Source organism: Sphingorhabdus sp., assembly GCF_044239005.1.
GTDB lineage: Bacteria > Pseudomonadota > Alphaproteobacteria > Sphingomonadales > Sphingomonadaceae > Sphingorhabdus_B.
The window spans coordinates 1-9,977 of record NZ_JBIICH010000083.1 but is presented as its reverse complement, the minus strand read 5'-3'; the positions used below and the strand labels follow the sequence as shown (position 1 = coordinate 9,977).

The window sequence follows — 9,977 nt, the reverse complement described above, 5'->3', positions numbered from 1 at the left end:
TTGGCATATCTTCACCTTGTTTAAAGCGGTTACTTTGGGTGGGCAGCCGTATTTTGCGGTGGAGGCTCAGCCTTTGGCCCACCCGGCCGATCACACAATGTGCTGCTATTCTGAGTTCTTCCCAAATAGCCAAAGAGAATCGGTCCTCTGGCCATGGGAAGGCGCGCCATTAGCGCCAGCAGGCGGTCGGGTCAAGTAGTGCCCACACGTTCGCCCAGCACAGCATTTTCAATCCGGATCCGCCACCACAATAATGCAGCGTTCAATATCGAAAACGTCAGCGCCATGGCAGGTGCACCAAGCAGAAGCGGCAGCAGCGCGATTTCCACGACCACCAATGCGTAATTTGGGTGCTTGATAAACCGATATGGCCCACGCTTCACCCGCGGGAAATGCGGCGCACTGATGATGCGGGTCGTCCACCACCGGCCAATGCTGGCCAGCGTCCAGAAACGGAATGTCTGGCTGGCGACGAACGCGTTGAGCAATAAAAGGTTCGGCCCTGCTGTCGGTTCCGCAAACAGCGCAATCGACACAAGCCAGCCGCTGTGGAGCAATATGAACAACGGATAATGCTTTGCCCCATGCTCACGCCCGCCTTCGGCCAGCAAACGCCGCGTGTTGGCGTTGGCATAAGCAAGCTCGGCAAGCCGTTGGATAATCACATAGGCAAAGACAATGAGCGCCCAGATAGGCCAATCCAACAGCATCATGGCGTAAGAACTCCCATCGCACCGACAAATCCCGGACCGAGCGCCGTTAACAAGGTTGGCTTTGCAATCGGCCCTGCTGCCAACAAAGCGTCCAACACAAATAGCACCGTTGGCGAACTCATATTGCCATGCGCCCGCAGCACCGAACGGGTCATTGCCAAATCATCACCCAGATAGTCCGCAAGCGCATCGACTACGCGGCCGCCGCCCGGGTGACAGGCAGGCTCGGCCATCTCGGCTTTCTCAAGACCTTGCCGCGCCAAAAATGCGTCGCAGACGGGCGCAAAATGGCTGTTCACGAACACAGGAATGTCACGCGCAAGCACCAGATCAAATCCCGTGTCGCCGATTTCCCAGCCCATCATATCGAGCGTGTCAGGCCACACATGGCTGGCAAAGGCGGAAAGCACAGGGCCGGACCCTGCCCCAACCACCGCCGCCGCGCAGCCATCGGCAAACAGGGCAAGCGCAACCATATCTTTTTTGTCCATCCGCGCATGGTCATAGGCAATGCTGCACAGCTCAAGACTTACGAGCAGGACGGGCTTATCCGGATTGGCGCGGAACAGGTCTGCAGCGACGCCAAGTCCAATGACCCCGCCCGCGCAGCCATAGCCAAATAAGGGCACGCATCGCGTATCGGGCGCAAAGCCCATTTTCGCGATCATCCGGCTGGGCAGGCTTGGTGTCATGGTTCCGGTGGTTGACACAAACACAATCTGACCGATGTCGGCAGCATTGACGCCTGCACGATCAAGTGCCTGTGCCGCGGCAGCCTCAAACAGAACTGCTGCAGCGTCGGCATATACCGCTGCGCGACCGGCCCACGAGCGCGGCGCAAAATAATATTCAGGCGGCATCGCAATATGCCGCTGATCAATGCCGGTATTGCCCAGAATATCCGCCATGCGCGGCGGTAACGCATGACCTTTGGCCTGCGCCAATATCGATAAGACCTGTTCTTGCGTAATGCCATGCGGCGGCACAGCGGTTCCAAGCGAGAGCAAGCGGGGGGAATTAGGGGTCATTACGCAATCAGCTACGCCTGTTATCGGCTTTGCGCTAGGCAGACTTTACCCTAGCCCGATTTACGCCCAACCGACATATCGCCCTTTCACAATTGCAGCGCGAAGATGACAAGCATGGCGGGGCTTGATAGAGGACCGCCAAACCGAGATTGAAAGAAGCACTGAACATGAATGCCATCACCCGCCCCGTCCGTACCCGGGTAGCACCTTCACCCACTGGCGATCCGCACGTCGGCACCGCGTATATCGCGCTCATCAACTATTGCTTTGCCAAGAAGCATGGGGGCGAATTCCTGCTGCGGATTGAGGATACCGATCAAGTGCGGTCAACGCCGCAATCGGAAAAAATGATTCTGGAATCGCTCCGCTGGCTGGGGCTTAGCTGGGATGAAGGTCCCGATGTTGGCGGACCGCACGGGCCCTATCGCCAGTCGGAACGTAGCGCGATCTATACCGAACATTGCGACCGTTTGCTGGCCGATGGCCATGCGTTCAAATGCTATTGCACGCCTGAAAAGCTTAGCGCCTCGCGTGCGGCCCAAATGGCGGCGAAGTTGCCGCCCAAATATGACGGCACCTGCCTGTCGCTGACTGCTGACGACTGCGCGAAGCTTGACGCAGACGGCGTGCCGCATGTTGTCCGCATGAAAATTCCAACGACCGGCAAATGCATCGTTCAGGATACATTGCGCGGCGAGATCGAGTTTGAATATTCGGTGGTCGATATGCAGGTCCTGATGAAATCCGACGGATTGCCGACCTATCATTTGGCCAATGTCGTCGATGACCATCTGATGGAAATCACGCATGTCATGCGCGGCGAAGAATGGATTTCGTCGGCGCCCAAGCATTTGTTGCTATATCAATATTTCGGCTGGGAACCGCCAGTGCTCACGCATTTGCCGTTGCTGCGCAATGCCGACAAATCAAAGCTGTCAAAGCGGAAGAACCCGACCAGCATCTTATATTATCAGCGCGCAGGTTATTTGCCGCAGGCGATGCAGAACTTTCTGGGACTGTTCATTAAATCGGCAAGCGAAGAAGACGAAAAAACCTCGCTGCAAACGCTTATCGACGAATTTGACGTGCACAACATATCGCTCGGCGGTCCCGTGTTCGACACGTCGAAACTGGACTGGCTGAATGGTCGTTATCTGCGCGAAGAATTGAGCGTTTCGGAGTTTCTGGACGCCGTAAAAGCATGGGCATTGAATGACAGCTATCTGACGCCCATCGCCGAAATGGCGCAGGCACGGATTACCAAAATGTCGGATCTTGGCGGACTGACCGCCATGTTCTTCATGAACCGGATTGAAGGCATGACGGTTGATCGGCTGCGCGATGGCGTGAAGCTGGAACAGGATGCGCAACGCGCGGCCTATACCATTGCGTTGCAGCAGTTTGACGGGATGATTGAATGGCACCGGGACGGTGTTGAGGGAACATTGCGCCGCACCGCCGAAGTTCTGGATGCCAAGTTGAAGGATGTTATCCGGCCATTCTATCTGGCCATAACCGGCAGCGCGCAGGGCGTGCCCTTGTTTGACGCCATCACCCATCTTGGCCGCGACATCATTCGTGAACGGCTGCGCCACGCCATGGAGCTGCTTGGGCCAGCGACATCGAAAGAGGTCAAGGCTTGGACCGATTTGCTGACGGCCCCGCCAAAGGCAGAATGAGCGGGCTTTCCATACCCAATGGCTGGGAAGCACCCTTAAGCGCGGCACTGGCAAGCGAAGGCATGGCCGCACTTGCACGGTTTTTGGAGGCCGAGCAGGCGGCTGGCAAAACGATATACCCGGAACAATCCGCATGGTTTCGTGCGCTTGAACTGACCCCGCTCGATCGGGTGCGGGTCGTCATTTTGGGGCAAGATCCCTATCACGGCCCGGGCCAAGCCCATGGCTTGAGCTTCAGCGTACCGCCCGGTGTAAGGCCGCCGCCAAGCCTGGTGAACATTTACAAGGAACTGGAGAGCGATCTCGGCATACGCCGTCCATCCCATGGCTTTTTGGAGCATTGGCCAAAACAAGGCGTGCTGTTGTTGAACAGCGTCCTGACGGTGGAAATGGCCAAGGCCGCTTCGCATAGCCGAAAAGGATGGGAACAGTTTACCGACGCGATTGTTGGGCGCGTAAATGACAAGCCCGATCCGGTCGTATTCATGCTGTGGGGTGCCTATGCCCATAAGAAAGCGGCCAATGTCGATGCCAGCCGCCATTTGGTGCTGAAGGCTGCGCATCCATCACCACTGTCCGCCTATAACGGCTTTTTGGGCTGCAAACATTTCTCGCAATGCAATGCCTTTCTGACTAGCAAGGGTCAGCCCCCGATTGATTGGACCTTGCCCGATGCGGTTTAGTGAACAGCCCCACCGCCGCTTCGATCCGCTGAAAAACGAATGGATTTTGGTGTCGCCGCACAGGGCGAACCGTCCATGGCAGGGGCAACAAGACACGCCAGACAATGAAGTGCGTCCAAGCCATGACGCGAACTGCTATTTGTGCCCCGGCAATGAACGCGCTGGCGGGGTGCACAACCCCGATTACAAACATGTCTTCATTTTCGACAATGACTTTGCCGCGCTGATGCCGGGGGACGGCGGCGAAACGGACGAGGACAACCCGTTATTTCGTGCAGCGCCCGCAATTGGCACATGCCGGGTCATCTGCTTCTCGCCGGACCATGGAAAGACATTGCCCGAAATGCCCGTGGCCGAGATCGCGGCCGTCGTCGACAATTGGGCGGCGCAGGAAGCCGAGTTGTCGGCCAGCCATGCCTATGTGCAGGTCTTTGAAAACAAAGGCGCGATGATGGGCTGTTCAAGCCCGCACCCACACGGGCAAATATGGGCGACCGATTATGTCCCCGCCGAACCGGCGCGCGAGGACGAAACGCAGGCCGAATATTACGACAAACATCACAGCGCGATGCTGCTCAACTATGCGGCACAAGAGGCAGAGGACGGTGCGCGAACCGTCGCCATGAATGACCATTGGATTGCGGTGATACCTTATTGGGCGAGTTGGCCGTTCGAGACCCTCCTGCTACCGCGTTTTGCTGTCCAGCGGCTAAGTGCGCTGACCTCCGCACAACGCCATGACTTAGCCGACATCCTAAAGTCCGTCACGACCGCTTACGACAATCTGTTCAAGACAAGCTTTCCTTATTCGATGGGGTGGCATGGCGCACCATGCGCAACACCGGGCGCCCCGCACTGGCAACTGCACGCCCATTTCTATCCACCCCTGCTGCGTTCAGCGAGCGTGCGAAAGTTCATGGTGGGATATGAGATGCTGGCCGAAGCGCAGCGCGATCTGACGCCCGAAGCGGCGGCCGAACAGTTACGCGCGCAAAGCAAAATCCATTATCGGGCCAAAGCATGACGCCGCTAGACAAGGCGCTATATAACAATGTCAGTGCGGCCTTTGCCCAAGGATTTGGGTCAGCGCCTGATCTGGTGGCCCGCGCGCCCGGACGGGTGAACCTGATTGGCGAGCATACCGACTATAATGACGGGTTTGTTCTGCCGTGCGCCATTGGCCCGTCGACGATGGTTGCCGCCAGCCGGCGTGAAGATAACGCCGTACATGTTCTTGCTGTGGACTTTGGCAACGCGGTCGATGCGTTCAACCTCAGACAACCCATCGAACGCAATGCGGACCAGCCATGGGCCGATTATATACGCGGCATGATAATGGCCCTGCAAAATGCGGGGCATGCACTTACCGGCGCGAACATAGCCATCGCGGGTAACTTACCCAAAGGCGCGGGCCTGTCGTCATCGGCATCGCTTGAGGTCGCTGTCGGCAAAGCGATGCTCGCCCTGGCCAATATCGAGATTGACCACAGCCGCCTCGCGCAAATCGCGCAAAGTGCGGAATGCGACTTTGTGGGCACCAAATGCGGCATCATGGACCAGCTCATTTCCGCCCAAGGCAAAGCCGGCCATGCGCTCTTGATCGATTGCCGAAGCCTTGCACTGACCGATGCACCCGTGCCCGATGATATTGCCATCATGATTGTCCATTCCGGCGTCACACGTGGCCTCGTCGACGGGCATTACAACGAACGCCGCCGCCAATGTGAGGCGGCAGCCAAAGCGATGGGTGTCGCCGCGCTGCGCGATGCGGACCTCGATATGCTTGCGGCGGCGGGACTTGATGACGTCACGACGTCACGGGCACGCCATGTGATTACCGAGAACCAACGGACATTGGATGCAGCGGGCGCGCTGGCGAGAAACGATCTGACCACGCTTGGGGCGCTGATGGCGCAAAGCCATGCATCGATGCGCGACGATTTCGAAATTACCGTTCCGGCCATTGATGAACTGGTCGCGCTTTTGCAACACGCGATCGGTCCCGTGGGCGGCGCACGGATGACGGGTGGCGGCTTTGGTGGCGCCTGTGTCGCGGTCATGCCAGCGGCCCGCGTCGATAAAGTCCGTGCAGCTATTTCTGCCGACTATAAAACGCCTTATGGTAATTCGCCATTGATCATGGTTGAACGCCCAGGTCGGGGGGTCGCAATTATATGAGGGATATTCAGGTGCGCCGTTTCATTCGAGAGCCGCTGGTACATTTTTTGGCCGCAGGTTCAGTGCTATTCCTGCTGATGAGCCAATTCGGTTCCTCCGACAGTCTGGACCGAAGCATTACGATCAACGAAGAGGAGGTCGCGCGGCTTGCATCCCAATGGGAACAGACGTGGCAGCGCCCGCCGAGCGCGCAGCAACTCGACAGTCTGATCCGCGATTACATCAAAGAAGAAGTGTACGTCCGCGAGGCTATGCGGCTTGGGCTTGACGTGGACGACCCGATTATCCGACGCCGTTTGCGCGCCAAAATGGAGTTTCTAGCGACGGCTGAAATCCAGAATATGGAACCAACCGATGCCGAACTCCAACGGTATTACGACACCAAAAAATCCCTTTATGCTGCGCAACCCGCATTCAGTTTTGACCAGCAGTTTTTGGGCGAAGATCAAAATGTGGCGCAAGATTCTATGCGGATGCTCCTCCAAGGAAAAACACCGCCCGCGCAAGCATTGAGCGTTCCCCAAAGTATGGAAGACGCCGAGTGGGACAGCGTATCGCGACAATTCGGCGATGATTTTGCCAATAATCTGCGCAATGCCCCGCAAGGCAAATGGTCTGGCCCCGTGCGTTCAGGCTTTGGCTGGCACGCCGTCCGCGTCCGCAATGTTGTTGCCGCAGGGACGCCAGCCTTGTCAGCTGTCCGGCAGCGCGTATCGAACGACTGGCGCGCCGAAACCCAAACGAAGCGTGAAGCCGCCGCATATCAGGCGTTGCTTGACGGATATGACATTCGCATTGCCAAGCCATGATATTCCGACTGCTTCTTTTAATCATGCTTGCGGCCGGCCTCTCGCCCGCACAGGCGGATGATTTGCAACCCGGCTATTTGGAATTGCGCGAGCGGGTCGGTAACGCGCCGAATGCGCACCAATATGATGTCACGTGGAAAGCACCCATCAAGCCGGGTCTCGCAACGGGGGTAACGCCCACATTTCCGAACGATTGTGTTTCGACACCCCCCGAACGCAGTATCGACAGCGCGGCACTTTTGGTGCGTTGGGTTATCAATTGCAAAGCGCCGTTGGCAGGCCGCGCAGTCCGTCTGGACGGTATGGAGAATATGGCCGCTGATGCGCTGCTGCGTTATCAGTCTGCCCGCGGTGTGACGCAGGCTGCGCGGCTTACACCGTCAAATCCCCAAGCGAAGATAGCGCAACGGCCGGATAGGTGGCAGGTTGCCCGCACATATTTCATCACAGGCGTTGAACATATCCTGATGGGCTATGACCATCTGTTGTTTGTGCTGTGCCTCGTGCTGCTGCTCAATGGCGCCTGGCGTGTGGCCGGAACCGTCACCGCCTTCACAATCGCGCATTCGCTGACATTGGTGGCAACAACGCTTGAGCTGATCAGCGTTCCGGGTCCACCGGTTGAGGCCGCGATTGCGTTGTCCATCGTATTTTTGGCCGTCGAGGTTGTTAAACGCGACCCCAGCGCGCCCCGCCTTTCGGAACGCATTCCATGGGTTGTCGCCTTTCTCTTTGGGTTGCTGCATGGCTTTGGCTTTGCGGGTGCACTGGCCGAAATCGGACTGCCGCAAGGTGAAGTCCCCATGGCGTTGCTGACGTTCAACCTGGGCGTCGAAGCGGGCCAAATCCTTATCGTTTGCGCGGCGATGCTCGTCCTGTCCCTGCTCCGGCGGTTTAATGCGCTTTATGCTGCACGGCTCCATCGGTTCAGCGCTTATGCCATCGGCACCATAGCCGTCATGTGGCTTCTGCAACGCGTATTGGGCGTCAGCTAGCGCCTAAAGTCCTTGTGCGCGGGCAAAGCCCAGGAACAGGTCAGGCCAAGCCTCCACGGGCTTGCCTATGGCCTTTCGCAAGCCAAAGCCGTGTCCGCCATGGGCAAAGACATGGGTTTCGGTCAAAATGCCTTTGCTCCGCAATGCCGCACGCATCAGATAGCTATTTTCAACGGGCACAGCATCGTCATCCTCCGCATGCAGCAGGAAGAACGGCGGGGCGTTATCTGGCACATTCATATGCGGGCTTAGCCGCTTTTCCGCCGCAGCCGTCGGTGCAGTCCCAAGCAGCTTTTCACGGCTACCGGCGTGCGCATTGGGTGCCTGCATGGCAATAACGGGGTAGATTGGTGCAGCAATAAAGGGACGCGCCGACAGCGCATCGGCATCATCGACGGGTTCATATGTCTTCACGTCGAACCGGGTTGCAAGGTCGGCACAGAGATGTCCACCAGCAGAAAAGCCCATCGCCCCGACGCGTGCGGGGTCTATGCCATAGGTTGCGGCACGCGACCGGATCAGACGCATCGCCCGCTGCGCGTCCGACAAACCGACATCAGGTCCTGCCGCCCAGCCTTCGCCCGGCAGCCTATAGAATAACACAAACACCGTATAGCCGCGGGCGGCAAGCCAGCGCCCCATTTCATAGCCTTCTTTGTCCACCACAACCCAGCGATAGCCACCGCCCGGTGTGATTAGGACCGCGGCCCCATTTGGCTGGCTTGGCCGGAATACAACCATGCGCGGACGGCTGATCCCGAATACGGCGCGGTCGGTCAGTTGGGCATCGGTTGAACGTTCGTTCACCGTTTCAACCAAGGGCTTCGCTGGCGCTCCGGGCGCGCCATCGGGCCACAAGTCAATGGTTTCGGTGGGCTGATACAGCCCGCGCGGCACAGGCACATTAGACCCCGGAGGTGGTGTTTGCCCCAACGCCGTTCCTGCCATGCCGGCGGCGGCGAGTGCCATGACTGTGCGTCTGTCGAAAGTCATATTACCTCATATCTAAAGTGATTGATCCGCGCGAGATTGCCCAGTCACATTCAGCCCTGGACAGACTGTTATTCACATAAAAAGGGCCAGTCACGCATTGCAATGACTGGCCCCATTTTTACGTTTCAGACAATCCGCAGATTACATTTTGAAGCGTGCACCAAACAGGATGGTCCGGCCAAAATGGTTGTTCTCATAGTTGCGGTCCGCATCAAAGTCGGTGAACCGGTAGCGATAGGTATCCAGCAAGTTATTGCCTTCTACAGATACTTCCATCCACTCTGTAAGCTTGTAACGGACAGAGGCGTCAAAGTTGGTGGTTGCGCCATAGCCTTCCAAAATGTTGCCTGTGCCGCTTGCGCCTTCATGATAACGACCACGATAGCTCAGCATCCCGCGGGCGCTGAACTTGCCATCATCATAATAGAGCGTGCCGTTAAATGCCTTTTTGGTGACATTGCCCAGCGTATTGCTGACGACCGCGTTCTGCAAAGCGCCACCTGGGGCAATTGCAGGGCCTTGGACATTGAAGCTTGCGTTCGAGTCAATGAACGTGGCGTTTGCAAGGATGCCGAAGTTGGAAAGCATGCCATCTGTGAACGCGCTGAACGGAATTTGCGCAGCGAGTTCGATGCCCTTCAGTTTCGCACCGGAACCATTGACGGTGGTAGCCAGCGTCCAACGTGGTTCAAGCTGTTGCGCCGGGTTCAAAGCCGCTGGTGATGCGGGGCTGAGCACCGATGCTGGCAAGCCGGTTTGCGCAAATGTTGCGCCGGTAATCGACGCCGATTGCGTGAATGTGCTGACATCCTTTTGGAACACGGCGAGTGACAACACAGCCTGAGGCGCAAAATACCACTCAAGCGACAGATCGTAATTTGTAGCGCGGAATGGAGCAA

11 protein-coding genes are annotated in these 9,977 nt (G+C 57.5%); 7 read left to right on the top strand and 4 right to left on the bottom strand.

Features of this window, described 5'->3' with window-relative positions; all coding sequences use genetic code 11:
* Nucleotides 1–199: hypothetical protein (locus tag ACILQA_RS07720; RefSeq protein ID WP_395629172.1), on the top strand; the 199-nt coding region annotated here is incomplete at its 5' end.
* On the opposite strand, the gene ACILQA_RS07715 is transcribed toward ACILQA_RS07720, so the two are convergent.
* Both ACILQA_RS07715 and ACILQA_RS07710 read right to left on the bottom strand, forming a co-directional pair.
* The gene (locus tag ACILQA_RS07715) at nt 192–713 is read right to left on the bottom strand and encodes an isoprenylcysteine carboxyl methyltransferase family protein (protein ID WP_395629171.1); all 522 of its coding nucleotides are present in this window, start codon (nt 711–713) and stop codon (nt 192–194) included. The two genes, ACILQA_RS07720 and ACILQA_RS07715, sit on opposite strands and share 8 nt — an antisense overlap.
* Nucleotides 710–1,741 (bottom strand): type III polyketide synthase, encoded by a 1,032-nt coding sequence (locus ACILQA_RS07710; RefSeq protein ID WP_395629170.1) that lies wholly within the window; start codon nt 1,739–1,741, stop codon nt 710–712. The genes ACILQA_RS07715 and ACILQA_RS07710 overlap by 4 nt, the downstream gene beginning before the upstream one ends.
* A gap of 167 nt (nt 1,742–1,908) precedes the next feature.
* Here ACILQA_RS07710 and gltX point away from each other — a divergent pair, with 167 nt between their 5' ends.
* From gltX to ACILQA_RS07680, 6 genes are read left to right on the top strand one after another with little or no spacing between them, the layout of a single operon-like run.
* Nucleotides 1,909–3,420, top strand: coding sequence for a glutamate--tRNA ligase (gene gltX / locus ACILQA_RS07705; RefSeq protein ID WP_395629169.1), 1,512 nt, complete (start codon nt 1,909–1,911; stop codon nt 3,418–3,420).
* The gene (gene ung / locus ACILQA_RS07700) at nt 3,417–4,103 is read left to right on the top strand and encodes a uracil-DNA glycosylase (protein ID WP_395629168.1); all 687 of its coding nucleotides are present in this window, start codon (nt 3,417–3,419) and stop codon (nt 4,101–4,103) included. Before gltX ends, ung begins: the two co-directional genes overlap by 4 nt.
* Nucleotides 4,093–5,127: a UDP-glucose--hexose-1-phosphate uridylyltransferase gene (locus tag ACILQA_RS07695; protein ID WP_395629167.1), complete on the top strand. Its 1,035-nt coding sequence runs from the start codon at nt 4,093–4,095 to the stop codon at nt 5,125–5,127. Before ung ends, ACILQA_RS07695 begins: the two co-directional genes overlap by 11 nt.
* Nucleotides 5,124–6,281: a galactokinase gene (galK, locus tag ACILQA_RS07690; protein ID WP_395629166.1), complete on the top strand. Its 1,158-nt coding sequence runs from the start codon at nt 5,124–5,126 to the stop codon at nt 6,279–6,281. The genes ACILQA_RS07695 and galK overlap by 4 nt, the downstream gene beginning before the upstream one ends.
* Nucleotides 6,278–7,090 carry a peptidyl-prolyl cis-trans isomerase gene (locus tag ACILQA_RS07685; RefSeq protein ID WP_395629165.1) on the top strand — a complete coding sequence of 271 codons (813 nt, stop codon included), beginning with the start codon at nt 6,278–6,280 and terminating at the stop codon, nt 7,088–7,090. The genes galK and ACILQA_RS07685 overlap by 4 nt, the downstream gene beginning before the upstream one ends.
* Before the next feature lie 23 nt (nt 7,091–7,113).
* Entirely contained in the window at nt 7,114–8,085 is a 972-nt protein-coding gene (locus ACILQA_RS07680) for a HupE/UreJ family protein (RefSeq protein WP_395629164.1), read from the top strand.
* Between the two features lie 3 nt (nt 8,086–8,088).
* Here the strand turns inward: ACILQA_RS07680 and ACILQA_RS07675 are convergent, their stop codons facing one another.
* Together ACILQA_RS07675 and ACILQA_RS07670 are read right to left on the bottom strand one after the other, a co-directional pair.
* Complete coding sequence (locus ACILQA_RS07675) at nt 8,089–9,078, bottom strand: alpha/beta hydrolase (protein ID WP_395629163.1); 990 nt, start codon at nt 9,076–9,078, stop codon at nt 8,089–8,091.
* A gap of 141 nt (nt 9,079–9,219) precedes the next feature.
* Nucleotides 9,220–9,977, bottom strand: a 758-nt coding sequence (locus tag ACILQA_RS07670; protein WP_395629162.1) for a TonB-dependent receptor domain-containing protein, incomplete at its 5' end; no start/stop codon positions are given.

What these genes read in the sequence shown, in the direction of transcription:
- ACILQA_RS07715 (WP_395629171.1), bottom strand. Translation starts at nt 713, where the DNA reads ATGATGCTGTTGGATTGGCCTATCTGGGCGCTCATTGTCTTTGCCTAT.
- ACILQA_RS07710 (WP_395629170.1), bottom strand. Translation starts at nt 1,741, where the DNA reads ATGACCCCTAATTCCCCCCGCTTGCTCTCGCTTGGAACCGCTGTGCCG.
- gltX (WP_395629169.1), top strand. Translation starts at nt 1,909, where the DNA reads ATGAATGCCATCACCCGCCCCGTCCGTACCCGGGTAGCACCTTCACCC.
- ung (WP_395629168.1), top strand. Translation starts at nt 3,417, where the DNA reads ATGAGCGGGCTTTCCATACCCAATGGCTGGGAAGCACCCTTAAGCGCG.
- ACILQA_RS07695 (WP_395629167.1), top strand. Translation starts at nt 4,093, where the DNA reads ATGCGGTTTAGTGAACAGCCCCACCGCCGCTTCGATCCGCTGAAAAAC.
- galK (WP_395629166.1), top strand. Translation starts at nt 5,124, where the DNA reads ATGACGCCGCTAGACAAGGCGCTATATAACAATGTCAGTGCGGCCTTT.
- ACILQA_RS07685 (WP_395629165.1), top strand. Translation starts at nt 6,278, where the DNA reads ATGAGGGATATTCAGGTGCGCCGTTTCATTCGAGAGCCGCTGGTACAT.
- ACILQA_RS07680 (WP_395629164.1), top strand. Translation starts at nt 7,114, where the DNA reads ATGCTTGCGGCCGGCCTCTCGCCCGCACAGGCGGATGATTTGCAACCC.
- ACILQA_RS07675 (WP_395629163.1), bottom strand. Translation starts at nt 9,078, where the DNA reads ATGACTTTCGACAGACGCACAGTCATGGCACTCGCCGCCGCCGGCATG.